Raw genomic sequence first — 26,646 nt, forward strand, 5'->3', positions numbered from 1 at the left:
AGCGGACCACGGTTTACCTTGAATTCCCCGGCGATATCAGAGGCTCAATAAGACGCGAGACCCGTCTGGGCGCTTCACCGCAACTTCTAGCTCACCGCCGGTCGCCTCAACGTACTTGCGGAGGGTGTCGACCCGGCTGGTGCCCAGATTGCCGTGCTCCATCTGGGAAACGCGGTTCTGTCCGACGCCGATGGCTGCTGCGAGGGAGGTCTGGGTGTAACCAGCTTCTTCGCGCAGCTCGCGGAGGCGGTACTGGGCAACCTCGCGATCCATCTCGTCCTTGATTGCGTCAATGCGGGCACGGTTGCCCGGACGGCGACGTCGAAGATCATCAAGCGAGGTCATCGTTTCTTCCCCTTTCTTGTCTTCGGCTTGGCGGCTTTGGCCGCTTCAGCCTCCTTTATTAGCTTCTGTTGGTGTTCGGTGAACAGGCGATCGGCGGTGGGGATGTTCGTCGCGTACCACTTTGTCCAATTTCCTGCCTTGTCTCCGGCGACCAGCATGATCGCCCGAGATTGGATGTCGAAGGCGAAGAGCACTCGTATGTGCGCTCCGCCTTTCGTGGCGCGAGGCCGAAGCTCCTTCATGTTCGGGTGCTCTGATCCTTCGAGCGTGTCTACGAACGGTCGGCGCGTGACCGGTCCGTATTCCTCCAATTGCTCAAGAGCCGCAATCACGTTGTCGTATTCCTCGTCATCGAGGGTGTCGATCCATGCTTCGATGAGGGTCAGATCGACCTCCCATCTCCGCACCATGGCATATTATCAGCTTTAACTGATATCAGTTAGAGATGATTCCCTTAGGCAGCCGGGGGTCCCGCTGGGACCACCCAGGGACCACGCGCCATGCGCGATGCTGAACGACCTGCGCGTCTGTGCACGTTATGCACGGTCGGCTTTCAGCAAGTTATGGGCGCTGAGCTGGGCAAATGCGTTGCCCCAATTTACTGGGGGTCAAGTGGTCGCAGGTTCAAATCCTGTCAGCGCGACTCATGTTTTTGCAGGTCAAGCACTATTTTTGCTTGTTACCGGGCAGCTGCCGTGTTGATCACTCGATCGCACCATCAAATGCAGGCTTGATTGACAGCTTGATTGACAGTTGCCGTGCGCGCGCCGTGGCTGGATTGAGCTGCGCCGCTAGGACCCAATTCGTTTGCCCGGCCCGGCCGGTAGTTCTGGTTGAGTTGTGACACTGGCGCCACCGAAATCAAGTTCGCGGGGTATCAAAGACTGTGCACTGGGAGTTCGCCGGACATCGCAGCTTGGCGGCGGCCCCGCTGATTGTCACGGTGCGGACGAATGGGTTGAGCCCGAATCGGTGAGGTGGTGCGTTCAGGTCTGTCGGCGTGGGTCGGGGAATCCCATCTTGACGTAACCGGGCGCGCGCTTCTTCAGTGATGAGGCGATGACGGGTGTGAGTTCGTCGTGGTAGTCGTGCACGGTGGCAGAGGCCTTCGCCGGGTAGGGCCGAACGATGCGCCCGATGTACTGGACCAGTCGGTTCTTGAACGTGATTGGCGCCGCGAGAAATAGCGTGTCCAGGGCCGGACAGTCGAATCCTTCGCCGATGAACGAGCTGGTGCCGACGATCAGAAGTGGTCCAGACTCGGGCGTGTGGTTGGCGAGTTCGTCGGTGATCTGGCGGCGTTCGCGTGCCTTCATGCCGCCGCTAAGGATGGTGACGGTCTTGCCGGCTGCTCGGAGCCGTTGGGCGATCGCGTTGAGGTGTTCCACCCATGTGGTGAGAACCAGGATGTTGGCTCCTTCGCCGGCGGCGCTCATGACGTCGCCGACAACCTGGTCGAGTCGATCTTGATCGGCGACGAGCGCGCGGTAGATCCCGGCCATTCCGCCTGGTGCGCTTGGGTCAGCGTCGCCGGAGTACCGGAATCGGGTCGGATGCAGATGCAGAACGGGGTGCGGTGTCAGGAGATCGGAGCCGTCTACCGGTAGTTGGCCGGTGCTCGGGCCGTCAATGGTGACGTGGTGTGAACCGAGTTGGTGATAGATCAGGTCTTCGAGTCCGTCGCGGCGTTCGGGTGTGGCGGTAAGACCCAGCCAGTTGCGTGCGGGGATTCTGCTCAGAACAGCGAAGAAGGCGCTGGCCGCGACGTGGTGGCATTCGTCGACGATGACGAATCCGTAGTTGGCGGTGAGTTCTTCGATGTTGTCTCGGCGGGCAAGGGTGGGTAGCAGGGCGATGTCCAAAACTCCGGTTGTTTTCGATCGTCCGCCGCCGATCTGGCCGCATTTGAAGTCAAGGTGCCTGTGTATGCGGTCGCGCCATTGGTCGGCCAGGGCCTTGCGGTCGACAAGGACAACAGTGGAAGTTGCGCGCGATTCGATCGCAGCGCAGGCGATTACGGTCTTGCCCGTGCCTGGTGGCGCGACCAGGACTCCGGTGTCCTCGGCGAGAAGCTCCCGCAGTGCTGCGGATTGTGTGGCGCGGAGTGTGGTGGCGCAGGTGAAGTGGTGGTGCGCGCCGAGTTGGCGTTTGTCGTCGATGCGCAGTGTGCTGTCGGCGGAGTCGACGAGTTCGGTCAGCAGAGCATGGAGACCTCGGGGGAGGACGAGGTCGCCGTCGGCGGTTTCGTCGTAGCTGTAGAGGAAACGCGGGGTGTCCCAGGTGCTTCGTCGGGCGCGTTGGCGCGCATCGAATTCGGGGTTGCGTATCGAGGCGGCATGCTTGACGGCGGAGATCATTGCTGGGCCAAGGTCGTTGGCGGTCAGGGTGATTCGTGATGCAAACGTGGCGCGGATGATCGCTGCCGGGCGGGGGACAATTTTCGATGAGATCGGTAGCTGCAATCGGCGCACGTTGTGGCCGAACTGTGGATCTGGCAGGTCGCGGGCCCGCGCTGTCACGTCGTTGGCGGACAGCCGCGCGATGCTGGAGAGATAGGCCCACTGGTCGTCATACGGTTCAAGGGTTCCTGGGTCAAGAAAGACGGTTGTGCCGTGTTGGCGGCGCTTGCCGTTCAACGGTGCGGCGATGAGATTGCCCAGGCCGCGGCCGATGTGTACGTCTTGCGATGGGAATAGGCGGTCATAGCTGCTCAAGCGCATGCTGCCCCGCAGGCGAAATGCTTCGCCCAGCAGGCTTGTCGCGATGCCCCGCGCAACCGATGCCGATGTGGACTGAGCGAAGAAAATCCAGACGTGAGCGCCCCGGCCGGATTGCGATACCTCTAGCGCTGCCGGGATCTGATGTGAGCGTGCGGCTTTCAGGTAGGCCAGCGCGTCGAGCATCGCCGCTTCTTTGTCGAAGTCGGCCGCCACCCACCAACAGGTGTCATCATCGCCGAGTGGATACAAGCCGATGTGGACCTCGCCCCGCAGGTGGGCGCCGACGACCTCTGGGGTTAGCGGTAGGTACGGCGCGTCGGCGCGGTTCATGCCTTTGCGCCAGTAGCCTTTGATCGCTGGCATCCAGCCCGATCGGCCATCCCGTCGATCCTCCCAGCGCAGTGCGTAAACGTCAGTGCGACAACGGAACAGATCGAAGAAGAACCGCACCTTGTCGGTGGGGCTCGAGGCCATGCTCACCGGAGCTTGTGGCGCACCGGTCAGGGTCGCCTGATCACCGGCAGCCGCACGTGCCTGCTCCTCGCTCAACCGCAGCAAACGCCGCAACCGCACGTTGTCCGCGCGCAACGTGTCGAGTTCGCCAGGAAATTGTTCGGTGGCGCTAACGGCCGGCCTCCTCAAGCGGTGTTAGGAAGTGAAACCCCAATGTCGACGCCACTCATGGCTGGCCTGGGATCCCACCACGAAGCGATCGTCTTTGTGTTCCGGCATTACAAGTGTCATCTCGACCGCTTCTGTACTCATCGTCGCCGGCGATGGCGTCACTGTCATTGATCGGACTGCGTACGGTGCGCGAGCCAGGAGGTTGCACGCTCGATCCTAGAGGCATAGCGCGCTGGGACGGTCGCGATGCGGGCGGCGATTAACTGCGGGTCAACCAGGCCGTCAGCGATGAGGGCGTCTACGAAGTTGCGGTCCTTTTCCCTGAAGGCACACAGCTTTGCGACACAGAGGTCTTCTTTGTCCAGGCACCAGCCGATGTACTGGGGTTGACCGGATGGTGCGGCCGTGTTTCGTTTTGTACCTTCACTAGTCGCGTTCGCCAGCCTTCGGGGAGCGCTGATGTTGTTAGATCGACGCCGTCGATGCTGAAACCGTGTAGTTGCTCGAATGTGGAAAACTCACCGGCAGCGCCGACGATGAGGTCGGCCAAGCGGATAGTCTCGTTATTGTCGTCGGTAATGGGCAGGACGTCGATTTCGAGGGATCTTGTCGCGAGCCTTGGAAGTTCGTCCTCGGGATAGGTACCGAGTATGGCCTGTGACCCGACGATGATGACCTCGAGTTGGCGAGCGATCTGGCAGGCGGCGCGGATCGCGTGTTCCAATTGGTCGCGCCGCATTAACTGATTTCCTGCAAAACTTGAATGCGCTCTGCTTCGGGGAGCAGTCCGCTCATGGGTGTGACTTCGCGCATCTCGATCGAGTCGCGGTCGAGTCCGGTCAGAACACGATGCAAGCCGCTGAGGTCCCCGTGGTCCAGCAATGTCTTCCATCGGTCGAGGTTGCGGATGTGTGGTTGCCCTCGTACACCAAGGGTCAGCCGGTCCAGGTTGGCAACGATAGTTGGCCGCCATTGGGCGAGGGTGGACCGCGTTAGGCGTCGCGACAGTTGTCGGTGCAATTTCCATGACCGCCATTCAGAGCGGGTTAGCTCAGGAACGACGGTTCGTCGGACTACTTCGAGGCGATAACCCATGCACGACACCAGGCGATCAAGTTGATCGTCACTGAGATCGACCTTGCCGGAAAGAAATTGGCTAATACTCGGTTGATGCACGCCGCTCAGCCGCGCGAGCTCCGATTGGGTAGTCGCCGTCTCGGACATCGCTCGGCGCAGTAGCTCACCGTGGTCGCGCATAACGCTGATTATAGCAATAGTTACTATAAAACCTCGTAAGTGCGGCTTGGGGCCTGCGCGTGTCGCGCGGCTCGTACAAGTCGGAGTTCCCTTGGCGAGCGCTGCAATGGCACCACGCCAGCAGACGGCGGGTGATCGCCGGTGCGAAATACCAGCGGCCCAAGAGCCGAGACGCAGGCTGTCACGACAATGTCACAAGACCCCTGAATCACTCTGGGACTGCATGCGATGGCGGGGGAGCGTTCTCTCAGCTACGCGCCATTTCAGACACGATCTGAGACAGCTCGAAACCCGTTCTGCCGGACTGGGGGTCGTGTGGTCGCAGGTTCAAATCCTGTCAGCCCGACCAGGAGGAACAGCAGGTCAGAGGTGGTTATTATCTCTCGGCCGATACACAAAGGGCCGGTTCCCTCAACCCGTACCGAGCGCGGGGCAACCCGCTCGCTCGGTTCTGAGGGGCCCCGGCGTAGCAATGCGCCGGGGCTACCCGACTGCTCGCCGGCGGCTGAGTTCTTGTCTCACGGCAAGACCCTGATAATGCCTGGCGGCATGGGTCGTGTCGGCGACGGCGCTGCCGGGCCGCCACCGCCACCGCTGCCACCGCCACCGCTGCCACCGCCACCGCTGCCGCTACCACCGCCGCCGGCGCCGCCATCACCGCCGCCGCCACCGCCAGCAGTGCCTCCCGGCTGGGGCGCAACAACGGGAGGCTCTACCTGTTGTGGTGGGGGCGGCGGCTCCTGAGGCGGAGGCGCCGGCTCCTGTGGTGATGGCGGCTGCTGAGGCAGTGGCGGCGGCTGCCGCGGTGGCTGCGACGGCGCGGGCGCCCGTGGTGGTATGAGGATGTTCGCTGGTGGAGGTGGCGCCGGAATCTGCGGCGGCTTCGGCGCGATGGTCTCCCCGGCGGGAATGGTTTCGATCAGCGGGGCCGGATCATCGCGCTGCGCGGTGCAGTCCGATCGGCCGCCCCAGGTGTGGCTCGTAACAAAGACGCCGCCGACGATCGAGTGCGGCGGTCGCGCCACACCGATGGGCGTCCGTACCTGCCATGCCGCCGGCGTACTGGTGTTGTCCGGGGCCGGCGGTCGGTGCCGCACATCGCATTCCGAAGTAATTGCGTTGCGCGGGTATGCAGCGACCCGGTGCGGAGGTTCGGTTGTTCGCGGCACGGGATTAGCGCTGAACGACGCGATCTGGTCCTGGTGGAAGGGGCAGTAGACCTGCACGGCCGTACTGACGAAGCGGGAGAAGGTGCGCGTGAGGCGGTCACGAGGGTATCGGCGCAGACTCGGGTCATTGTTGACCGCAAAGGTCGTCATCGACTCGACGACTCCATCCACCGGCATGCCGCTGTCGAGTCGGCCACAAATTTGACGGGCTGTGACGATCAGGCTTGGCGGGTTCGCGAGGGCGGGGATGCCACGTTGATCAAGCAATGCCAGAAACTGGTCGTCCTGGTTCGGGTCGGCCGCTGCTGGGCTGCCGCGCAGGATTGCGGCGCCGATGAGTATCACGCTGGCGGTAGCCATGGCTCCCGCGCGGCGAGCGGTGCCGGTGAACATGACAGTGGTTTCCGTTCTCTAGGGCCGTCGGGTTTGCGTGGTGATCGATGGCACGGTGATGGGCATCGCGGCGCCGGCCGCCAGGTTGAGGACTGCAAGCACGCCTCGGCGTCGAAGACTTGTCATCGTCGTTTCGTGATCGCTTTCCGCAGGCCGCAATCCAGCGGTTGGAGCTGGTTGAGGCGGGTTGCGGGCACCAGCAGCAGGCGAAATGAGTGTCGCGGTGTGTCGGGTGCTGTATCGCTTCGCGGCCGCGCTGCTTGGCCTCGGGTGCTGATGCGCTTGACTCGGGCGGGCACTGTGCCGCAGTCAGGGGCCTCGACGGCGGGCATAGCACGCCCTCAACCGCGGCCTTGCAGGCCTGGCAACAGATTTCGGATACCGAAACGACCTCTATGCTCACCGCGACTACCTCCGATGCTGGCCGCGCCCTACGGCCGCCACCTAACACCAACTCAAGTGTTATCCTTCCAGTACGCTGGAATGTCAAGGAGGGATGTATGCGCATTGGTGAGCTGGCGCAACTCGCCAACACCAGCACCAAGACCATTCGCTTCTATGAGGATTCGGGCCTGCTGCCGCAGCCCCCACGCCGCGCATCCGGGTATCGCGACTATGGACCCGAGATGGTGGATCGGCTGCGATTTATCCGTCGCGGCCAAGCGGCCGGACTGACCCTGCACAAGGTGCGCCAGGTCCTGGCGATCCACGATCGTGGCGAGGTGCCGTGCGGACACGTTCGGCAGGTCCTCAACACCCGCCTCGACCAGGTCCGAGCGCAGATCGCCGAACTCGTCGCCCTTGAAGGCCACCTGCAAACCCTGCTCGACCGCGCATCGCATGAAGCGGCCACCGAACACGACCAGTCCACGGTCTGCTGGATTTTAGAATCCGACTCCGACGCGCCCGCCGCCAGCGAGTTCATCGACTCCCACGACCCAAACCGGCCATGTGCCACGTAGCGGACGGTACGTCGCGTGTATCGAGCTGAGTAGCGAAAGCTGTTCGCTCCCAAGCCCCCAGCTACAGCTGGCCGCGGCATGCTCGGGGCCTCGAAGGAGCCGGTGCTGACAACGGTGGTCGATCGCGTCGAGCTCTCCAGGCTCAGAGTGAAGGGATATGCCACCCCGGGTGGGGTGGAATCTCATGGCGAACCGATAAGGAGCCGGCGACAGCGGGTGGCCTGGCATGAGGACTGCCAGATTCTCGGTGCCAGCCATGGGCTCGGTTTCAGGGTGGCGTGGCGGCGCTGCCGAGTGCAGGCCGCGACCACGCACGGCCCGCACGGCGGCAGTGGGCGAGTTTGCCGGTGAGCACAGAATTCGTCGACATCGCCAACCGGCAAGGCGCGCAATCGTTCTGCATGCGCGCGACACAACCCGGCGCTCGCCGATTCCCACTCCCGTCGACCACCATCCACGACACAGCCATTCCGCGCCCCGATCGTTGGCGAGCGCGCGGGGGAAGCGAGGCGATCTCATCGTCACCAAGCCCGCTCGGTGAGCCGACGCCGGCACGAGAAGCAGATCAGCGACCGAGGCCGGCGCGGTCGTCGAACAGCCCGATCACCCGCATATCCTTGCGCTGTTGGAGACGCTCTCCGAGAGCGCGGATACCGAGCCGAGGTCGACGCGATGACCGATCAGGCCGTCACACAGTTGGTCCCGCAGCTGGGCGTACGAGCTGCCTGCGAGGCGGTGGGTGCCGCGCAGGCCAGCTACTACCGGCGCCATCGGCAAAGCCCGGCAGCGCAGTGCCCAGAGCCCATCCCGCACCGGCAACGGCGGCAGCCGCGGGCGCTGAGCGCCGCCGAGCAGTAGGCCATCCTCGACGTGCTGCGCAGCGACCGATTCGTCGACGTCGCACCGGCTGAGGTGTGGGCCACCCTGCTCGACGAAGGCGTCTACCTGGGCTCGCAGTCGACGTTCTACCGGCTGCTGCGCCAAGCCGGTGAGGTACGCGAACGCCGCCGGCAGGCAAGCCACGCAGCCTGCCAAGGTGGAACCCGAACTCGTCGCTAACGGCCCAAATATGGTGTCGTCGTGGGATATAACGAAATTGCGTGGCCCAGGGAAGTGGACTTGTTACTACCTGTACGTGATTTTGGACATCTTCTCGCGCTACGTCGTTGGCTGGATGGTCGCCAGCTGTGAATCAGCGGCCCTGGCAGAGGTGCTGATTCGCCAGACCTGCGCCAAGCAAGGGCTTGACCGTGACCAGTTGACGATCCACGCCGACCGCGGCAGTTCCATGACCAGCAAGCCGGTGGCGTTCCTGCTCGCCGATCTCGGTGTCACTCAGTCACATTCGCGACCACATCTCCAATGACAACCCCTACAGCGAGGCCCCAGTTCAAGACGATGAAGTACCGGCCCGACTTTCCCGGCCGGTTCGGCTCGATCGAAGATGCCCGATTACACTGCCAGGTTTTCTTCGCCTGGTACAACGATGAACATCGCCATACCGGGCTGGGCCTGCATACCCCCGCCGACGTCCACTACGGGCTGGCCGAGGCAGTCCGCGACAAGCGGGCCGGCGTACTCGACGCCGCCTACGCCGCACACCCCGAACGGTTTGTCCGCAAACCACCCCAACCGCCGAAGATCCCCAAGACTTCGTGGATCAATCGACCCGACCAACCACAGGAGGACACTCAGTAAATACCGCACACCGGTGCCTCATTCAGGTTGACAGGTTCCGTGGCCCGGACAAGACAAAAGAGAGGCTGCTGTAGCGCTTCGGTTAGCGTTAGCGAGGCACCGGATGCCGCACGTATGCCCGCGGCTGAGTGAAAGCTCGAATCCCCTCGACACCGAGTTCACGGCCAAGGCCGGACTGGCCGCAGCCGCCGAACGGCAGCCGCGGGTCCTGGGCGGCCAGGCCGTGGCAATTGACGCTGACCGTGCCCGCCACCAGCTGCGACGCAACCTGGCCCGCGAGCGCATCGTCGCCGGTCCACACCGACGCGGTAAGGCCGAATTCGGTTGCGTTCGCCGCGGTTACGGCCTCGTCGAGGTCGTCGTAACCGAAGACCGGCAATACCGGGCCGAACTGCTCCTCGGTGGCCAGCGCCGAGTCGGAGGCCAGATCGGTGACGACGGTGGGCAGTACGAAGTATCCCGCCGCGTCGGCGTCGGCCTCGCGGATCCGCCCCGCGGTCCGCACCGACGCGCCGCGCGCCTCGGCGTCGCCGACCAGCGCGGTCACCCGGTTGCGCCCCGCTGCGGTGTGCAGCGGGCCCAGTGTCGTCTCCTCCGCGAGGCCGTCGCCGACCACCTCCCGCTCGCAGCGGGCCAGCACCGCCTCGGCCAGCTCACCCACTCGTTGCACCGGAGCGTAGAGCCGCTTGATCGCCATACAGACCTGACCGGCGGTGGTGTAGGTCGCCGTCACCAGCCGCTCCACCAGCTCGTCGCTGACCGCGAGGTCGGGGGCGATGATCGCCGCGTCGTTGCCGCCCAGCTCGAGCAACACCGGAGTCAGCCGCGTCGCCGCCGCGGCCATGACGGCGCGGCCGGTGGCCACGCCGCCGGTCAGCGAGATGAGGTCGATGCCGGGGTGGGTGACCAACGCCTGGGCAAGGTCGCTGCCCGGGCCGGCGAGCACGTTCACCACTCCCGGCGGCAGCGCCGCGGCCAGCGCCCCGGCAAGCTCGAGCGCGGCAAGTGGACACGTCGGCGGCACCTTGACGACGGCGGTGTTACCCGCGGTCAGGGCCGACGTCAGTTTCGTCATCGTCAGCGCCAGCGGCCAGTTGAACGGCAGCACCAGCGCGGCCACGCCGAACGGCTCCCGCTGGAGGCGCGGGTAGGCCGACCGCGGGTCGAGCTGCTCCGGTGCCAGCGCCGCCTCGGCCATCGACCCGATCAGCGCCGCCAGGCCCGGGCCGGTGCTGATCTCAAAGTTGGCCTCACTGAGGACTTTTCCGTGCTCACGGGTGTACAGCCGCGCGCCGTCTCGGGCAGCCAGCTGTTCGGCGGCCGTGGTCGCCGCGGACCCGAGCGCGGCGACCCGCTCGGCGACGCTGAGCGCTCGCCAGGCTGGCGCTGCCCGCCGCGCCGCCGACACCGCGGCGTCGAGCTGGGCCCGGTCTGCCGCCGGTGCGTGGCCGACGATCTCGGCCGGCCGGGCCGGATTGTGTACCGGATAAGTCCCCGCGGCCCCGGGCTGTGGTTCCCCGCCGATCGTCAAGACCGGTCCCTCGCCAGCAATGTGGCTGTCCTGCGTGATCACCGTTGATCCCGTCTTGCTCATTTTGGGGCCCCGTCTCCTCACCCGACTCCCGAGGCAACCTTGACCCGGTGCGGTTATCTCGCCATCGTAAGTCGATATGACACCGATCACAGGTCCGGTCCCATGAGGGCGGTGGTGCTGCGTGACGTCGGGCAGCCCACCGCGGTCGAGGACCTCGCGCTGCGCCGGATCGGCGACCAGGAAGTGCGGGTGCGACTTCAGGCCAGCGGTGTGTGCCACACCGACCTGTCGGTGCGCGACGGCTCCATGCCGGCGCTGCTGCCCTGCACGCTGGGTCATGAGGGCGCTGGGATCGTGACTGAGGTGGGCGGCGCCGTCACCGCGGTCAGCACCGGCGACCATGTGGTGCTGACCTGGAACGTGCCCTGCCGGCGCTGCCCGCACTGTCTGCGCGGCGAGACCCAACTCTGCCCACACGGCCTCAAGCACGCCTTCGGCGGGCCGTATGCCGAGAGTCCGACCGGCCCGGTGTGGCCGGAGATGGGCGCCGGGACGCTGGCCGAAGAGACGCTGCTGCCGGCCGCCGCCGTCGTGCCGGTGGACCAGTCACTGCCCCTGGACCACGCCGCGCTGCTTGGTTGCGGGGTCACCACCGGGGTGGGCGCGGTGCTGCGCACCGCAGCGGTCCGCCCCGGTGAGAGTGTGCTGGTCATCGGGTGCGGCGGGGTGGGACTGGCCGCGATCCAGGGCGCCCGGCTGGCCGGGGCGGCGCGGATCATCGCTGCCGACCGCAACGCCGCGCAACTCCCGGCCGCAACCGCCAGCGGCGCCACCGACACGGTCGACGTCGGTGATGCCGACCTCGTCGGCGCGGTCCGCGACCTTACCGGCGGCGCCGGCGTCGACCACGGGATCGAGGTTGTCGGCAAGCCGGCCACGATCCGCGCCGCCTTCGACGCCACCCGCCGGGGGGGAGCGGTCACGCTGGTGGGTGCCGCCGGGTTCACCGAGTCGGTGACGTTACCCGCCCTGATGCTGATGGCCGACGGCAAGAAGATCCAGGGCAGCGTCTACGGCGCCAGCGACCCGGCCCGCGATATCCCGGTGCTCGCCGAGCTTGCCCTGCGTGGCCGGCTCGACATCGAAGCGCTGGTGACCCGACGCATCGGCATCGACGACGTCGAAGCGGCGTTTACCGACATGGTCGCCGGGCGGGGGGCACGCAGCGTGGTCTGCTTCGGCCCGCCAAGCTGATTCGCTCTTGGCCGGCCCCGGATTCCGGCCAGCGCCCATTTCGGCCCCGCTGTGACTGCGAGCAGCGCGGACACGGCCGTGACCCGTATTCTGAGTGTATCGTCACTATTGAGGCATTGAGGTAAAAGCCATATCGGGTGCGACGAGGAGACAGCTGCGTGGACGATTCCGTCAGGCCCACCAACCGTCAGGAACGTCGAAAGCAGCGCACCCGCGCCGCGCTCATCAAAGCCGCACAACAGTTCATTGCCGCCGGCAAGGTCAACGTCCCGGTGCAGGACATCAGCCACGCCGCCGACGTCGGCGTCGGGTCGTTCTACAACCACTTCGACAGCAAGGAGGAACTGTTTCAGGCGGCCGTCAACGAGGTGCTCGACGCTCACGGGGCGTTGTTGGACGCCATCGCGGAGCTGTCCGAGGATCCCGCGGAAACCTTCGCGCGCAGCTTTCGGTTGACCGGCCGAATGTTTCGCCGGCGCCCGGAGGAGAGCAGTATCGTACTTTCCCACGGGCTGGATTTGATTACCTCGGATCGTGGCCTGGCCCCGCGTAGCAGGAGGGACATCGCCGCGGCCGCAGCGGCCGGTCGGTTCGACGTGGAAGACCCGCAACTGGCGATGGCGGTGGCCGCCGGCGCGCTGTTGGGACTCGGTCAACTGTTGTGCGATCAGCCTGAGCGGGACGCCGCCCAAGCCACCGACGAAGTCGCAGAAAACCTACTGCGGCTGTTCGGCATGCCCGCCGACGAGGCGCATCGGCTTTGCCTGCGGCCGTTGCCCTTTCTGGACGACGGCGCGGACGCGGTGGTCTGAGCGCAGGCGGTCGCATCCGGGAAGCGGCCCGGCACTATGCCGGCGTGCCGCTGCTTACCGGCGACGATTTCGGGGCCACGCGGTCGCAGAATTCGGTGAGGACGCCGACCGTCGCCTGGGGCGCCTCGAATGGCCAGAAGTGACCGGTGTCGAACAGGTGCACGGCGCTGCCCGGCGGTAGCATCGCCAAAAGCTCTGGCTCCCGGTAGAACTCGCGTGGCTGCAGCGGATCATGAGCGCCCTGCAGCAGCAGCACCGGAGCCGTCCAGGCCCGGATGAGCCGGGTTCGCCGATCCACCCACTCCTGCCGAAACGACGACGAGTGGAAGTAGCGGGGCACCGCGGTGGCGATCCCCGGGTGGCTGAACTCCTCGATGGTGCGAATCAGGTCTTGGCGAGCCACGGGCCGCTCGGTAAGCCAGGTATAGGCGGTCGTGACGAACCGCCGGGCCTCGCGCAGCATGGCCGGCGCCTCCGCCGAGAGCATCAGCTGTTCCTGGGGATGCAGTCGCGGGTGCAGATGCCAAAGATGTTGCTGGCCGCGGCCGTATCCGCGCACCCGCTCACCCAGGGCCGCGACCAGATGGTCACCGACCGGGCTGCCGCGGTCGTGGGTGATCAGTATGAATCCGCCGATGCCGAGCTGGTCGAGCAGCGCGCCGAGCTGCGCGGCGACACCGGCCTGCCGGTAATCGCCGCTGCGCTTGTCGGATTGGCCGTAGCCCTTGAGGTCGATGGCCAGGCAGTGATAGCGCGGGCCGAGACCTTGCAGCGCATAGTGCCATTGCCACCAGGAGTCGGGCAGCCCATGCAGGAAGACCACCGTCGGGTCCGACGCGGCGCCGGATTCCACGAAGTGCCACCTGACGGTTTCGCTGTCGCCCGGTGCGTCGACGAAGCGGTGCACGGCCGCTACGGCGCCGAGGTGCTCGACCTCACCGTCGTGGTGAGCCCGGGCAGCCGTGTCGGGCAACCCGGCCACGATCTCCTCGGCGGACCGAACGGCGTGCGCCAGCCCGTCCTCGAGGGCTTCCGTCACGCGTGGCAGCGGCTCGGTATAGGACAAGTCAATCGGTGCTGTCATTGTCGTCCCTTTCGTGAAGTCTGTGTAGGCAGGTCCGCCGATCGCACTGGTGCGGTCAGCTTGGCTGTCTTGGGAATTCTCGGCAGCTGGCCGCGCATCAGCGGTAGCCACCACGACGGGGTCGGCGGCGCGGGCAGGCGCCGTGCCTTGCGGTGCCGTCCGCGTCGCGGCAGCGGGAACACCAGCAGCAGAACGAGCGTCAGGCCGGTGATGGCGGCGCCTGCGGTGAAGGCGTGCGACAGGCCGGTGACGAAGGCATCGCGGACAGCGTCGTTGACGCTGGGGCCGAGTGCGCCCAGTTGCGGGTCGGCGGCGACGTGCATACCCGCCGCGGGTGATTCGCGGATGGTGCCGGCCGCTTGCTGCGGAACTGCCGCGGGCAGCCTGAGGTGGTTGCGGTAACCGGCGCTGAACAGCGAGCCGAGCAGCGCGATGCCCAGGGCAGCGCCCAGTTCGCGAGTGACGTCGTTCATCGCCGAGGCGACGCCTTGTTTGTCCGGCGGCAGCGAGTCCACGATGGTGTTGGTCGCCGGGGTGGCCGACAACGCCAGGCCGCCGCTGAAGACCAGCATGCCGATCAGCAGATCGGTGTAGGTGGATGTGGTGCCGAGGCGGGCCAGCAGGGCGAAGCCGGCGACCATGCACGCCAGGCCCGCGCCGATCACTAGCCGATTGCCAAGGCGCTCACCCAGTTTCGGGGCTATCGCGGAAACCGGAAGGACGACTGCGGCCATCGGCAGCATCGCCAGGGAGGATTTCAAAGGTCCGTAGCCGAGCATCAGCTGGATGTACTGCAGCCCGACGTAGAAGAAGCCGAAGGTGCCGAGGAATTGGATGATCAGTGCTGCCGTTCCGGAACTGAAGCCGCCGTCGGCGAACAGGCGCGGATCCAGCATCGGGCGCGCAACGCGCAGCTCGTGGACAACGAACAGGGTCATCGCCGACACCGCGGCGGCAAAGGCGGCGACCACCGTGGAATGGGTCCAGCCATGGTCGGCGCCTTCGATGATGCCGTACACCAGCGCGCCGATCCCGATCGCGCTCAAACCTGCCCCGGGGAAGTCGGGCGCGGGTTCTTCCGCGCTCTTGGTGTTGGGCACCAGCGCCACGGTGACGAGCAGCGATACCGCGGCCATCGCGGCGGTGCCGATGAAGGTGGAGCGCCATGAGTAGTGCTCGAGCAACAGGCCACTGATGAGCAGCCCCATAATCGATCCCGCACTGGCGAATCCGGCCCAGATGCCGACGGCGCGGCCTTTATGGTCGGGGTGCACGACGGCAGTGATCGTCGACAACGTGCTGGGCATGATCAGCGCGGCGCCGATGCCCATGATCACCCGGGCGATGATGATCGTGTGGGGTGAGCCGGCGGCGGCGGCCAACACGTTGGCCAGTCCGAACAGCAGGGTGCCGCCGATGAGGGTGCGCCGCCGGCCGAAGTCGTCACCGATCGCTCCGGCCGGCAGCACCAGCGCGGCGAGCGCCACCGTATAGGCGTCGGCGATCCAGGTCAGATCGGTCGCGCTGGCCCCCTGGTCCAACGCGATGTCGGGCAGCGCCACGTTGACGCCGGCGACCGCCGACATGACCACCACCAAGGCGCCGCAGCAGGCCAGCACGACACCACGGGGATCGTTGCGCATCGTCATCTCCTCTCGTTATCGGCGCTATCGCCGTTGCCGGACAACACAAATCGGGGCGCCGCGTCACACAACACGGACAGCCGCCGGCCGGCGCGCAGCACGGTGCGATCGGGCCGGAGGACGGCCGCCGTCACCCCGCCGCGCCGTAACCAGCGGGCAAGGTCGCTGCCCGGCGGCGCATCGACTACCACGGCCCCGTGTCGCCGAAGTCTCTCGCGTTGCCCGGTATCGGGTGCCTGGGTGGTGACGAGTACGAACCTGGTGCCGAGGACGGTGTCGACCCGCTCGCCCGTAGGAAGGATTACGTTGGGGCACAACGCTCCTGCGCGTCGCCAGCCGACAAACGTCTTGTGTACCAAGGCGCTGCTGTGTAACGCCGGCGTTCGGCTGTTGGTGAACAGCGACCGCAGCCCCGGGACGAGATGTAGCCGCGGAACCAGGGCACGGCGCACGGCGTCGCCCGCCCGCCCGCCGGCTGTCATGGACCATCCCATGGCCAACGCGAGTCTGATCATGTGCTGCGCGTGCGGCTTTCGCTCGTGTTCGTAGGTGTCGAGAACGGCGGCGGGCAGGTTCTCGGTCAGCACGCCGGCCAGTTTCCACGCCAGATTCGCCGCGTCGCGTATTCCGGCGCCCATGCCCTGGCCGATGAACGGCGGAGTCAGATGAGCGGCGTCGCCGAGCAAAAAGACGTTCCCCTGGCGCCACGTGTTGGCGACGGCGGCCCGAAATGTGTATTCGGCGACCCGCACCACCGACAGCTCGTCGGCCGGTACTCCGTTGACCCACGGCGATAGCAGTGGATACAGGCTCGCCATGGCGGCGAAGTCAGCGGCGGTCTCGTTGGCCCGCAGCTGAAATTCCCAGCGGTACCGGCTTTCACCGATGCGCATGTAGGTGGCGGCCCGATGCGGACTGCAGACCTGATGTACCCCGTCCCACTGGTTGATCGCGGCCTCGGTCGCCACGTCGACGACCAGCCAGCGTTGCGCGAAACGAAGGCTGCGCAGTACACCGCCTATCGAGTTGCGTACGACGCTGTTGGCGCCGTCGCAGCCCAGGACGTAGCCGGTGTCGACCGCGTGCTGCTCACCGCTGACTCGATCGGTGTATTCGACCAGCACCCGGCCGGGCTCAGGCTGGCTGACCGCACTGACCTCGACGTTGCCGCAGAACCGAACGAGGTTGTGCTTCTTGAGGTTTGCCCGCAGCAGTTGTTCCAGCTCGGGTTGGTCGAACATGTTGGCTTGCGGGAAGCCGTGGGCGCTGAGCGCCGGATCGCGGTGAAACTGAGCAAGTGTACGCAGATCCGGGTCGACCAGCCGCAGTCCCAGGGCCGGGCGCGAGATCGCGGCGAACTCGTCACCGATACCCAGCCAGGTGATGATCCGCCTGATCTCGTCGTCGAGATGTACCGCCCGGGGTTGGGGATAGACGGTTTCCCATCTGTCCAGCAGCAAGCAGGGTATGCCGTACTGGGCCAGCAGGGTGGCCGCGGTGACCCCGGTAGGCCCGGCGCCGACGACGACGACCGGCACAGATTCGGGCGGAGTGATCACTTGTATCGCACCACCGTGCGTTGGGTGCCGAGGTCGATCGCGCCGTCGTCGGTGCCGACGGTGGCCTCGACGACGTCGCCGTCGTGCAGGTACTTGGCATTGCCGAGTTGGCTTTTGAAGAAGGCTTTCCACTTGACCGCGGGCGGCAATAGCGAACTGACGATCTGGACGGGTTTCGCCGGGGCGGACAGCGCGGTGCCCACCGGGGTGCCGGTCAGCACGAGATCTCCGGGCTGCAGCTGCTGAAACCGTGCCAACCCCTGCAGGGCTTGCAGCGGTGAATAGATCATGTCGCCGGCCACCCGCATGTCCTGGCGCAGTTCGCCGTTGACCCGCAGCCGCAGCCGCAGTTCGCCGAAGCGCCCGAGCTCGCCGGCATCCAGCAGCACCAGCGCGGGTCCCACCGGGGTGAACGTCGGATACGACTTGGCTTCGTAGAACTGGGTTTTGGGGAGCTGAATGTCGCGCGCCGACACGTCATTGGTCACCACCAGGCCGGCGACATAGTCGGTCCAGGTGGCGGCGGTGACGACGGCGCCGACGGGCAATTCCCGTCCGATGACCAACCCGATCTCGACCTCGTAGTCCAAGAATTTGACGTGCGCCGGCTTGACGATGTCGTCGAACGGCCCGCTGATCGAACCCGACGCCTTCCGAAAGAAGGTCAGCGGAGTCGAATTCGGTTCCATACCCGAGTCTTTGACGTGTGATGCGTAGTTGGTCATCTGCGCCACCACCCGGCAGGGCGTCGTCACCGGCGAAATCAGTCGCAGGCCGTCCATCGGTACCACCTCACCGCCGGCGGCTGCGGCGTCGATGGCCGCGCGGTCGGCCAGCAACTCGCCGGTGCTTGCCGCGCGGGTATCGATTTTGGTTGCGCCGTCGGCGGTTTGCACCCACCAGGTGTCTGCGGTGCGCAGGATGGAGACGCTCATGAGTTAGCCGCTTTCATCAGGCCGATCAGCCGGCGGGAATCGAATTCGTTGTTGCCGCGCAAGCCGCGGATCACCGATAACGCTTCTCCCGGTAGGGATTTGAGGTCGGCACCGAGGAAGTCTTTGGTCGCGCGCGGGCCCCATTGGGCAAGGCCCGAAGCCGAGAACGGCGCCCAGCCGGCTTCGAGCGTGCAGTCGAACATGTCTCCGTCGGTGAAGTGCTCGACGAGGAGCCCGTCGGGGTCACGCCAGTAGTCGAAGAGCTGGCTGCCCTGGATGTGGCGGCCGATTCCCCATGACCGGCGATAACCGCAGTCGGCCAGGTATTGCCCGCCGGCGGCCAACGAATCCAGATCGCAGACCTGATAGGCAGAATGCACGTAGCGGTTGGCCGGACCCAATGCGAGCGCCAGCGTGTGGTGGTCTGTGGGAGTCATGCCGCGATCGCAGCGGATGAAGCTCATGGTCGGTCCGCGGTCGCGTTGACCCGGGTAGAACAGGAAGTCGCTGACGATCATCCCGAGCGTGTCGAGGTACCAGTTGAGTGTCTGCAGGTAGGTGGTGGTCTGCAGGACCAGGTGCCCGAGCCGCTGCACGGTGGCCGGGCGTCGCGGCGGCCGTTGGGTGGCGTTGATGCGCTGCACTTCGTGCCCGGTGTTGAAGGTGTGCGGCGGCGGCGACGGCAGCGGTTCCAACGGGTGGGTGCCTGCCACCACGCGGACCGTGAGCCCGCCCGGATCGGTCAGGTCGACGGAGACGCCGCCGAGCGTGTGGGGCAGTCGCTGCGGGGTCAGTCCGGTCGCGTCGGACAGCCGCAGCAGGTCGTCTTTGTCCTGGGCGGTGAATGCCGCGCCGACGAGTCGGGACCGGTGGCCGCGACGGATGAGGATGCATGGCGATGCCGCGTCGGCCCCACGCAGCTGCAACTCGTCGGGGGTGCGCGCGGCGACGGCGAAGCCGAACGCCTGGGCGAACGCCCCGGCGCGGTCCAGATCGGGCTTCTCGAACTCCAGCCAGGCGATGTCGTGAACCTTGATCACCGGGTTGCGCGAGCGTCCTGGGTGCTCGCCTTCGCGAGCGCCCTGCTCGCTGTGCAAGTTGTTGTGGGCGGCCAGATCGTACGTCACCAGACATCCTCCAGAATTAGTAAACTGACGATATCTTCACTCACGAAGCTATCATCAGTCAAGGGGTTCTGAAGAAAAGTTCAAAACTGTGTTTGACCGCGGTGGATTGCGCGGCGCCGTACCCGCGGCCGGCAGAACCCAGCGGTTCAGGCGGCGTCGTGAAAGATCAGTCCCAACGCGTAGCGTTCCCCCGAATGCACCACCGAGATGCCGTGCCGTACCGGTGCGGCCGACCACCCGCGAGCCGAGGGCACCGGGCGGTCCCGCGTGTCGGTGCCGCTGCTCTACCAGGAGGAACTCGCCGCCGGTGTAATCGGTGGCGGGGTCGCTGAGGTTGATCACCACCTGAAGCGGAAAAACCAGGTCGCCGTAGAGGTCACGGTGCAGGGCGTTCCAATCCCCGGCGCGATATCGCAACAGCAGTGCGGTGGGCTTGGTCTGGCCGGCGGCATGGCACATCTGCAGCCATTCGTCCAAGGTGTCCGGCCAGGGGCTGTCTCGGCCCAGTTTGGCCCACCAGTCCCGGGCGATGGTCAGCAGCCGCGGATACAAGGCGTGCTTGAGCTGCTCGAGTGGCTCCGGGTAGGGCTGTCGAAAGTTGCGGTATTCGCCGGCGCCATAGCGGTGGCTCTCCATGTCGACGGTCTTGCGGAACAGGTCATCTTGGGCGTACAGCGTGCGGAGGCGCGCCGCTTCGGCGGCCGTGAGCAGCCTGGGCAGCAAAGCGCCGCCGTGTGCGCTGATCTGTGCGGCGATGGCGTCCCAGTCGCCGGAGTCGGCGCGGGTTTGCCACCGGGTCGACGACATCTCCGGCCGCTACTGATGGAATCGCGGCGACCAGCGCTTGCTGGCCTGGAATATCCGCAGGAGGTACGGTGTTGGTCGCGGACGAGTTGGCCGGGCGGCCGCGGCTCGAGTCGGTTCGCAAGGACCGGCGCCGAGTCGAGGAAAGTCCGGACTTCACAGAGCAGGGTGATTGCTAACGGCAATCCGAGGTGACTCGCGGGAAAGTGCCACAGAAAACAAACCGCCACCCTCGCGGTGGTAAGGGTGAAACGGTGCGGTAAGAGCGCACCAGCATCCCGGGTGACCGGGGTGGCTAGGCAAACCCCACCCGAAGCAAGGCCAAGAAGGCCGCACCGAAGGTGCGGCCGCGCAGACGATCGAGGGTTGCTCGCCCGAGTCTGCGGGTAGGCCGCTTGAGGCACCCGGTGACGGTGTGTCCAGATGGATGGTCGCCGCCGTGCCGCCGTTGGTTCAGCCGCGGCGGCAGGGAACAGAATCCGGCTTACAGGCCAACTCGCCCGCACTCGCGGCCCCACCAGGATTTGCCTCGGGCGGCTCAAGCTCGTGCTTTGCGCACCGCTTTGTCGAGTTTGCGCAGCGCCGCGCCGAGCTGTGCCCGGCAGCTTTGCGCCAGATCGCTTTCCTGCTGATAGAGCAGGCCGTAGGTGAAGGTGTCCTCGCCCGCGGCATGTGCGGCTTCGGTCTGCTCGAGAAGGTGTTCCCGGCTGACGACACTGTCCTGATGATCTCCGAGCAACGTCTGGACGGCCTTCGCCTGCTGGGCCACCCCGTCCGCTCCGGTAGCCGCCGCGGTATAGCGTAATCGCTTGGCGCGCTTGCGGATTCGATGCAGCGCCGCGTTGGGTTGGAGTACCGGGCCCGGGCCGCCTTCGGCCTGGCCGGCCGGGGCGACTGCCGCGTGGGCGGCCCGCGCCGCCTTGGCAGCCTTGGCGGCTTTCTTGACACGGCGGTAGGCCGCGTCGATGTTCGGCGGGGTCACCGGCCCGGGCCCGGGCCCGAACGTTGTCACGGGATATTCCGCCACCATCGCGTCGAGAGCGTCCAATAGGCGGAAGTATCGCTTCGAGCGCATCGCGATCAGCGACCGTCGCAATCCGGTCTGATATCGCCGACGGGCGCCCTCGACGAGGCGTTCGCGCACGGGGCCGCGCACCAGCTCCGGGTCCAGCCCGTCCAGTTCGCGTTGATAGCGCTCGGCGAGCACCTCGGCGTCACGCGCCACCCCTAAAACGCCGGCGAGCTCACGCAGTTCGTCGAGAACCCACGCGCCGTCAGGCAATCCGAACGAATCCGGAGCCTCCCGCAGCAGGCTGCGGATCTTGCGGGTGGTCACCCGCATCTGGTGCACCGAGTCGTCGACGTCGGCGCGCACCGCGCGATCCCACGTCAGCAGCTCTTCCACATGCTGGGCCACCGCCCGGTGGACCGGATCCACCGGCGCCGGCCCGCGCGCCGACGGCGACGTCCTGCCCAGCACGCGGGCCAGCTTGGAGCCGTGCCCGGCGGGGGCGGCCCCGGCGTCGAGCAACCGGTTGCTCAGCCGGTTGAGCAGCTCGTGACCGGCGGTGCCGGTCACGTCGATGAGCTCGAGTTCCCATTCCCGCCACTGCTGTTCGGCGGGCTCGGCAGCGGAGCCGTCGGCCTGTCCGGCCGACCACGCGGTGACGTGGTCATTGCAGAATTCGGCCAACGCGGCGCCGTCGGCGCCGTAGAGAAACTGGCTTTCCCGTCGGGTTGTGATCCGTGCGACCGGCTCGACGGGACGATCCCGGACGATCGCCAGCACCACATCCAGCAACTCGGCCGGCACGGCGTCCCCGCCCGTGATCGGGGCATGGATCTCGGTTCGGGCGTCCGGCCCGGCCGGTAACTTCAGATGCCAGCCGGCGTCCAGGCCGCCGGTTCGCCGTCGCAGGGTGATGCGGTTGCGGGCCAGATCCTGCGCAGGGGTGTCGAAGTACACCGCGTCGAGCTGCTGGGGCGGCTTCTTCTCGACCCGGGCCACGGCCGCGATGCCGTCGAACGACGGCGACACCGTCGACTCGACGACGTCGAACTTGCGCTCGACCTCCAGCTGACGCGCCATCTTCGGCGCAGGTACGGGCATTTCCGCCTCCGGTGACAGCGCATCGTCGCGGTCGTTTCATCGTGGATAGGCCTCATAGAGAGTGCCACACGCGGGGTTGGGCGCCCGGCCCAGGCTCCGGTCACGAGGCATACGGCATGTTGGTCGGTGCGTGTCGCCGGCACCACCTATCGTTTGCGGTGCGGGCCACCGCTGCGGCTTGGCTGTGTCAGGCCGATCGGATCCCCTGATGAAGGAGTTGTCGATGTTGTTCTTGGGTTGTGCCCCGTCCCGGGTGGTCGCCGGCGGGTTGGGTGCCGGTGCGATCAGCGCCGCGATGCTGTTGGGCGGCATCGGGCCGGCCTGGGCGGATCCGGGCGACCCCGCGCCGACGCCGCCGAATTGCACCGCGGCCGACCTGGCCGGGGTGTCCGCGGGGGTGGCGGCGGCGACCTCCGCTTATCTGTTCACCCATCCAGACGTCAACGACTACTTCACCAGCCTGAAGGGTCAGCCCCGCGAGGACATCCGTGACCAGCTGCAGCAGTACATGGATGCCAACCCGGCGGTTCATGCCGAACTGCAAGGCATTCGCCAGCCGCTGACCGACTTCCGGAACCGGTGTCAGTGACGACGTAGACGGTCTAGACGACCTAGAAGCAGTGCTCCTCGGCGGGGAACAGCCCGCCGGCCACCTCGTCAGCGTATTGCATTGCGGCGCGGCGTAATTCGCCCGCAACGTCGGCGTAGCGCTTGACGAAGCGGGCGGCTTTGCCGCTGCTGAGGCCGGCCATGTCCTGCCAGACCAGGACCTGGCCGTCGCAGTTGGGCCCGGCTCCGATGCCGACCGTCGGAATGGTCAGCTTGCCGGTGATCTGGGTGGCCAGCTCAGCCGGCACCATCTCCATCACCACCGCGAAGGCTCCGGCTTCGGCGACGGCGATCGCGTCCGCCACGGTCCGCTCGGCGGCGTCACCGCGGCCCTGCACCCGGAACCCGCCCAAAGTGTTGACGCTTTGCGGGGTGAAGCCGATGTGGGCCATCACCGGGATGCCCGCCGCGGTCAGGCAGGCGATCTGCTCGGCCACCCGCTCGCCGCCTTCGAGCTTGACCGCGTGCGCGCCGCCTTCCTTCATGAACCGGGTGGCCACGGCCAGCGCGGCGCTGGGTCCGGCCTCGTAGCTGCCGAACGGCAGGTCGGCGACCACCAACGCGTGCGGGGCACCCCGCGCGACGCCGCGGACCAGCGGAATCAGCTCGTCGACCGAGATCGGCACCGTGGTGTCGTAGCCGTAGACGACGTTGGCGGCCGAATCACCGATCAGCAGCACCGGGATGCCGGCGTCGTCGAAGACGCGCGCGGTCGAGTAGTCGTAGGCCGTGAGCATGGCCCACTTGTGGCCTTCGGCCTTCCATTTCTGCAGGTGGTGGGTGCGGATCCGGATTCGGGGCGCGACCGGGTTGACCGCCGGCGACGCACTGGCCCCATAGACATTCTGCTCAGACATCACTGTCCCTAGGTGTTGGTCGGGTCGATCCTCGTGGCCCAGCATGGGGTCCCCGGGTTCGTCTGACACCGACAGTCTGCCATGTCTTCCGCGCGGATTCACCGTGGCCCCCGGAATCGGCTTACCATCGGCGGATGCAGCGGCTCAGTGGCCTCGACGCCAGCTTCTTGTACCTGGAAACCTCGTCCCAGCCGATGCACGTGTGCTCGATCATGGACTTGGACACCTCGACGATGCCGGGCGGCTACACCTTTGACCGGCTGCGCGAGGCATTGTCGCTTCGCGTCAAAGCGCTGCCGGAGTTCCGGGAAAAGCTCGCGAGCAGTCCGTTGAACCTCGACCATCCGGTGTGGGTGGATGACGAGAACTTCGAAATCGATCGTCATTTGCATCGCATCGGGGTGCCGGCACCGGGCGGTCGGACGGAAGTATCGGAAGTTTGCGGTCATATCGCATCGCTGCCGTTGGATCGTAGGCGACCGCTTTGGGAGATGTGGGTCATCGAAGGCGTGGCAGGTACCGATTGCCATCACCGGGGCCGCATCGGGATCATGACCAAGGTGCACCACGCCGCCGTGGACGGCGTGACCGGCGCCAACCTGATGTCGCAGCTGTGCACCACCGAAGCCGACGCGCCCGCACCGGATCCGGTGGACGGAGTCGGCGGTGGCACCGGCTGGCAGATCGCCGCCGGCGGCCTGGTCAGGTTCGCCGCCCGGCCGCTACAGCTGGCCAATGTGATGCCGCAGACGGTGTCCTCGGTGATCTCCACGGTGTTACGGGCCCGCGAGGGCCTGACCATGGCGCGTCCATTCGCCGCGCCGCGTACCGTCTTCAACGCCAGCATCAGCGGCCGCCGCAACATCGGCTACGCCGAACTGGATCTCGAGGACATCAAGACGGTGAAGAACCACTTCGGCGTCAAGGTGAACGACGTGGTGATGGCGCTGGTTTCCGGGGTGCTTCGGCAATATCTCGCCGAACGCAACGCCCTGCCCGACTCGTCGCTGGTGGCATCGGTGCCCGTTTCGGTGCACGGCAAGTCCGATCGTCCCGGTCGTAACCAGGTCTCGGCCATGTTCGCCAGCCTGCACACCGAAATCGCCGACCCGGTGGAGCGTCTGCGGGCCATCGCCCAAGCGAATTCGGCTGCGAAGGGCCATAGTTCGGCCATTGGCGCGACGCTGTTGCAGGATTGGTCACAGTTCGCCGCGCCGGCCGTTTTCGGGATCGCCATGCGTGTCTACGCCAGGACCCGGCTGACCGAGAGCCTGCCGGTGCACAACTTGGTGGTCTCCAACGTGCCGGGGCCGCAGGTTCCGTTGTACCTGCTGGGTTGCCAGGTCAAGTCGATGTATCCGTTGGGCCCGATCTTTCACGGCTCCGGTCTCAACATCACGGTCATGTCGCTCAACGGCAAGTTGGACATCGGGCTCGTCTCGTGTCCGGAACTGCTGCCGGACTTGTGGGAAATGGCCGACGAGTTTGCTATTGCCATGGAAGAACTGCTGGTGGCCGTCGGGTGATTCGTCCCACGACGGTCGTTAGCCAGCATCTTCGGCCGGCTCTGGCACCATAGGTTGCCATGTGCCTGTCTCGCCGCGAAAAGTTCGCGCGCATGTTGCTGATCTGGACCGCGATCGCCACCGTGGCGTTGGTTCTCGCGGGCTGCATCCGCGTGGTCGGCGGGCACGCTCGCATGGCCGAGCCGAAGTTGGGACAGCCCGTGCAGTGGACACCGTGCCGCAGCTCCAATCCGGCGGCGAAGATTCCCGGCGGCGCCCTGTGCGGCAAGCTCGCCGTGCCGGTCGACTACAGCCGTCCCGACGGTGACGTCGCGGCCATCGCCCTGATTCGCTTCCCGGCGACGGGGGACAAGGTCGGTTCGCTGGTCATCAACCCCGGTGGCCCGGGTGAATCGGGTATCGAGGCCGCACTGGGCGTTTTCCAGTCGTTGCCGAAGCGGGTCCACGAACGGTTCGACCTCGTCGGGTTCGATCCGCGTGGCGTGGCGTCTTCGCGTCCCGCACTGTGGTGCAACTCCGACGCCGACAACGACCGGCTGCGGGCGGAGCCGCAGGTCGACTACAGCCCGGCGGGTGTGGCACGCATCGAAGAGGAAACCAGGCAGTTCGTCAGCCGTTGTGTCGCCAAGATGGGCAAGAAGTTCCTGGCGAACGTCGGTACCGTCAATGTCGCCAGGGACCTGGATGCCATCCGCGGGGCACTGGGCGACGACAAACTGACCTACCTCGGCTACTCGTACGGCACCCGGATCGGCTCCGCCTATGCCGAGGCCTACCCCCAGCGGGTGCGAGCGATGATCCTCGACGGCGCTGTGGACCCCAATGCCGATCCCATCGAGGCGGATCTACGTCAGGCCAAGGGATTTCAGGACGCGTTCAACGACTATGCCGCCGACTGCGCCAAGGACGGTAGCTGCCCATTGGGCACCGACCCGGCCAAGGCCGTCGACGTCTACCACAGCCTGGTCGACCCGCTGGTCGACCCCAACAACCTGCAGGTGAGCAGGCCAGCGCACACCAACGACCCGCGGGGACTCAGCTACAGCGACGCGATCGTGGGCACCATCATGGCGCTGTACTCGCCGAATCTGTGGAGTCATCTGACCGACGGCCTTTCGGAGTTGGCCGACCACCGCGGGGATACCCTGCTCGCGCTGGCCGACATGTACATGCGCCGCGACTCGCACGGTCATTACACCAACGCCACCGACGCGCGGGTGGCCATCAATTGCGTTGACCAGCCGCCGATTACCGACCGCGCCAAGATCATCGACGAAGACCGCCGCTCCCGCGAGCTGGCGCCGTTCATGAGCTACGGCAAGTTCACCGGCGACGCGCCACTTGGGACCTGCGCCTTCTGGCCGGTGCCGCCGACCAGCAAGCCGCACGCCGTCTCCGCGCCGGGCCTGGTACCGACGGTCGTGGTGTCGACCACCCACGATCCCGCGACGCCCTACAAAGCCGGAGTTGACCTGGCAAACCAGCTGCACGGCTCGCTGCTGACCTTCAACGGAACCCAGCACACCGTGGTCTTCCAGGGCGACAGCTGCATCGACGACTACGCCACGGCCTACCTGATCGGCGGGACAACCCCGCCGAGCGGCGCAAAGTGCTGACGCCGGCG

At 66.3% G+C, this 26,646-nt stretch carries 20 protein-coding genes, 1 other RNA gene and 2 pseudogenes; 8 read left to right on the plus strand and 15 right to left on the minus strand.

The features are described 5' to 3' along the window. Positions 1-36: 36 nt before the first annotated feature. From AWC07_RS15600 to AWC07_RS15625, 6 genes are all read right to left on the minus strand, one after another. Positions 37-345: a helix-turn-helix domain-containing protein gene (locus AWC07_RS15600; protein ID WP_036412992.1), complete on the minus strand. Its 309-nt coding sequence runs from the start codon at positions 343-345 to the stop codon at positions 37-39. Continuing rightward, positions 342-752, minus strand: coding sequence for a type II toxin-antitoxin system RelE/ParE family toxin (locus AWC07_RS15605; RefSeq protein ID WP_036412996.1), 411 nt, complete (start codon positions 750-752; stop codon positions 342-344). Before AWC07_RS15605 ends, AWC07_RS15600 begins: the two co-directional genes overlap by 4 nt. Positions 753-1,331: 579 nt before the next feature. After that, positions 1,332-3,707, minus strand: coding sequence for a DEAD/DEAH box helicase (locus tag AWC07_RS15610; RefSeq protein WP_085105134.1), 2,376 nt, complete (start codon positions 3,705-3,707; stop codon positions 1,332-1,334). A gap of 280 nt (positions 3,708-3,987) precedes the next feature. Further along, entirely contained in the window at positions 3,988-4,428 is a 441-nt protein-coding gene (locus tag AWC07_RS15615) for a DUF6036 family nucleotidyltransferase (protein ID WP_244187602.1), read from the minus strand. After that, positions 4,428-4,946, minus strand: coding sequence for a helix-turn-helix domain-containing protein (locus AWC07_RS15620; protein ID WP_244187603.1), 519 nt, complete (start codon positions 4,944-4,946; stop codon positions 4,428-4,430). The genes AWC07_RS15615 and AWC07_RS15620 overlap by 1 nt, the downstream gene beginning before the upstream one ends. Positions 4,947-5,464: 518 nt before the next feature. Further along, the gene (locus AWC07_RS15625; RefSeq protein ID WP_036416058.1) at positions 5,465-6,508 is read right to left on the minus strand and encodes a DUF732 domain-containing protein; all 1,044 of its coding nucleotides are present in this window, start codon (positions 6,506-6,508) and stop codon (positions 5,465-5,467) included. Between the two features lie 500 nt (positions 6,509-7,008). Between AWC07_RS15625 and AWC07_RS15630 the strand changes: the two genes are divergently transcribed. Together AWC07_RS15630 and AWC07_RS26975 are read left to right on the plus strand one after the other, a co-directional pair. Next, positions 7,009-7,470, plus strand: coding sequence for a heavy metal-responsive transcriptional regulator (locus AWC07_RS15630; protein ID WP_036416056.1), 462 nt, complete (start codon positions 7,009-7,011; stop codon positions 7,468-7,470). 681 nt (positions 7,471-8,151) lie between these two features. Continuing rightward, positions 8,152-9,168: pseudogene (locus AWC07_RS26975) on the plus strand (IS3 family transposase); the annotation flags it as partial. 88 nt (positions 9,169-9,256) lie between these two features. Here AWC07_RS26975 and AWC07_RS15655 read toward each other — a convergent pair. Beyond that, the gene (locus AWC07_RS15655) at positions 9,257-10,762 is read right to left on the minus strand and encodes an aldehyde dehydrogenase family protein (RefSeq protein ID WP_051508109.1); all 1,506 of its coding nucleotides are present in this window, start codon (positions 10,760-10,762) and stop codon (positions 9,257-9,259) included. 102 nt (positions 10,763-10,864) lie between these two features. Between AWC07_RS15655 and AWC07_RS15660 the strand changes: the two genes are divergently transcribed. Together AWC07_RS15660 and AWC07_RS15665 are read left to right on the plus strand one after the other, a co-directional pair. Further along, complete coding sequence (locus AWC07_RS15660) at positions 10,865-11,956, plus strand: Zn-dependent alcohol dehydrogenase (RefSeq protein WP_036416052.1); 1,092 nt, start codon at positions 10,865-10,867, stop codon at positions 11,954-11,956. 158 nt (positions 11,957-12,114) lie between these two features. Beyond that, positions 12,115-12,768 carry a TetR/AcrR family transcriptional regulator gene (locus AWC07_RS15665; RefSeq protein ID WP_085105135.1) on the plus strand — a complete coding sequence of 218 codons (654 nt, stop codon included), beginning with the start codon at positions 12,115-12,117 and terminating at the stop codon, positions 12,766-12,768. Positions 12,769-12,802: 34 nt separating this feature from the next. Here AWC07_RS15665 and AWC07_RS15670 read toward each other — a convergent pair whose 3' ends face one another. From AWC07_RS15670 to AWC07_RS15695, 6 genes and pseudogenes are all read right to left on the minus strand, one after another. Then, positions 12,803-13,852, minus strand: a complete 1,050-nt coding sequence (locus AWC07_RS15670; protein ID WP_084293604.1) for an alpha/beta fold hydrolase — start codon at positions 13,850-13,852, stop codon at positions 12,803-12,805. Beyond that, positions 13,849-15,495: an MFS transporter gene (locus AWC07_RS15675; protein ID WP_051508081.1), complete on the minus strand. Its 1,647-nt coding sequence runs from the start codon at positions 15,493-15,495 to the stop codon at positions 13,849-13,851. Before AWC07_RS15675 ends, AWC07_RS15670 begins: the two co-directional genes overlap by 4 nt. Positions 15,496-15,497: 2 nt before the next feature. After that, complete coding sequence (gene mhpA / locus AWC07_RS15680) at positions 15,498-17,051, minus strand: bifunctional 3-(3-hydroxy-phenyl)propionate/3-hydroxycinnamic acid hydroxylase MhpA (RefSeq protein ID WP_051508084.1); 1,554 nt, start codon at positions 17,049-17,051, stop codon at positions 15,498-15,500. Next, positions 17,051-17,989 (minus strand): fumarylacetoacetate hydrolase family protein, encoded by a 939-nt coding sequence (locus AWC07_RS15685; protein ID WP_036415553.1) that lies wholly within the window; start codon positions 17,987-17,989, stop codon positions 17,051-17,053. The genes mhpA and AWC07_RS15685 overlap by 1 nt, the downstream gene beginning before the upstream one ends. Continuing rightward, positions 17,986-19,116, minus strand: a complete 1,131-nt coding sequence (locus AWC07_RS15690) for a VOC family protein (protein WP_036415550.1) — start codon at positions 19,114-19,116, stop codon at positions 17,986-17,988. Before AWC07_RS15690 ends, AWC07_RS15685 begins: the two co-directional genes overlap by 4 nt. Before the next feature lie 146 nt (positions 19,117-19,262). Then, a pseudogene (locus AWC07_RS15695) lies at positions 19,263-19,923 on the minus strand (2OG-Fe(II) oxygenase). A gap of 82 nt (positions 19,924-20,005) precedes the next feature. Here AWC07_RS15695 and rnpB point away from each other — a divergent pair. Next, an RNA gene (gene rnpB, locus AWC07_RS15700) (RNase P RNA component class A) lies at positions 20,006-20,423 on the plus strand. A gap of 35 nt (positions 20,424-20,458) precedes the next feature. Here rnpB and AWC07_RS15705 read toward each other — a convergent pair. After that, entirely contained in the window at positions 20,459-22,030 is a 1,572-nt protein-coding gene (locus tag AWC07_RS15705; RefSeq protein ID WP_036415548.1) for a CYTH and CHAD domain-containing protein, read from the minus strand. 223 nt (positions 22,031-22,253) lie between these two features. On the opposite strand from AWC07_RS15705, the gene AWC07_RS15710 reads away from it, so the two are divergent. Continuing rightward, a complete protein-coding gene (locus AWC07_RS15710) occupies positions 22,254-22,619 on the plus strand; it encodes a heme-binding protein (RefSeq protein WP_051508083.1) in 366 nt (121 codons plus the stop codon). Positions 22,620-22,641: 22 nt separating this feature from the next. On the opposite strand, the gene panB is transcribed toward AWC07_RS15710, so the two are convergent. Then, entirely contained in the window at positions 22,642-23,496 is an 855-nt protein-coding gene (gene panB, locus AWC07_RS15715; protein ID WP_036415546.1) for a 3-methyl-2-oxobutanoate hydroxymethyltransferase, read from the minus strand. 194 nt (positions 23,497-23,690) lie between these two features. Here panB and AWC07_RS15720 point away from each other — a divergent pair, with 194 nt between their 5' ends. Then, a complete protein-coding gene (locus AWC07_RS15720; protein WP_425271252.1) occupies positions 23,691-25,022 on the plus strand; it encodes a WS/DGAT/MGAT family O-acyltransferase in 1,332 nt (443 codons plus the stop codon). A 59-nt stretch (positions 25,023-25,081) separates the two neighbouring features. After that, positions 25,082-26,638 (plus strand): alpha/beta hydrolase, encoded by a 1,557-nt coding sequence (locus tag AWC07_RS15725; RefSeq protein ID WP_036418076.1) that lies wholly within the window; start codon positions 25,082-25,084, stop codon positions 26,636-26,638. Positions 26,639-26,646: the final 8 nt, after the last annotated feature.

The sequence above is a fragment of the Mycobacterium gastri genome (assembly GCF_002102175.1).
Classification (GTDB): Bacteria; Actinomycetota; Actinomycetes; order Mycobacteriales; family Mycobacteriaceae; genus Mycobacterium; species Mycobacterium gastri.

Bases quoted from the DNA above. Each gene is read 5' to 3' on its own strand.
- AWC07_RS15685 (WP_036415553.1), bottom strand. From the start codon at position 17,989: ATGAGCGTCTCCATCCTGCGCACCGCAGACACCTGGTGGGTGCAAACC.
- AWC07_RS15720 (WP_425271252.1), top strand. From the start codon at position 23,691: ATGCACGTGTGCTCGATCATGGACTTGGACACCTCGACGATGCCGGGC.
- AWC07_RS15625 (WP_036416058.1), bottom strand. From the start codon at position 6,508: ATGTTCACCGGCACCGCTCGCCGCGCGGGAGCCATGGCTACCGCCAGC.
- AWC07_RS15630 (WP_036416056.1), top strand. From the start codon at position 7,009: ATGCGCATTGGTGAGCTGGCGCAACTCGCCAACACCAGCACCAAGACC.
- AWC07_RS15670 (WP_084293604.1), bottom strand. From the start codon at position 13,852: ATGACAGCACCGATTGACTTGTCCTATACCGAGCCGCTGCCACGCGTG.
- AWC07_RS15655 (WP_051508109.1), bottom strand. From the start codon at position 10,762: ATGAGCAAGACGGGATCAACGGTGATCACGCAGGACAGCCACATTGCT.
- AWC07_RS15615 (WP_244187602.1), bottom strand. From the start codon at position 4,428: ATGCGGCGCGACCAATTGGAACACGCGATCCGCGCCGCCTGCCAGATC.
- AWC07_RS15660 (WP_036416052.1), top strand. From the start codon at position 10,865: ATGAGGGCGGTGGTGCTGCGTGACGTCGGGCAGCCCACCGCGGTCGAG.
- AWC07_RS15725 (WP_036418076.1), top strand. From the start codon at position 25,082: ATGTGCCTGTCTCGCCGCGAAAAGTTCGCGCGCATGTTGCTGATCTGG.
- AWC07_RS15710 (WP_051508083.1), top strand. From the start codon at position 22,254: ATGTTGTTCTTGGGTTGTGCCCCGTCCCGGGTGGTCGCCGGCGGGTTG.
- AWC07_RS15675 (WP_051508081.1), bottom strand. From the start codon at position 15,495: ATGCGCAACGATCCCCGTGGTGTCGTGCTGGCCTGCTGCGGCGCCTTG.
- AWC07_RS15620 (WP_244187603.1), bottom strand. From the start codon at position 4,946: ATGCGCGACCACGGTGAGCTACTGCGCCGAGCGATGTCCGAGACGGCG.
- AWC07_RS15600 (WP_036412992.1), bottom strand. From the start codon at position 345: ATGACCTCGCTTGATGATCTTCGACGTCGCCGTCCGGGCAACCGTGCC.
- AWC07_RS15705 (WP_036415548.1), bottom strand. From the start codon at position 22,030: ATGCCCGTACCTGCGCCGAAGATGGCGCGTCAGCTGGAGGTCGAGCGC.
- panB (WP_036415546.1), bottom strand. From the start codon at position 23,496: ATGTCTGAGCAGAATGTCTATGGGGCCAGTGCGTCGCCGGCGGTCAAC.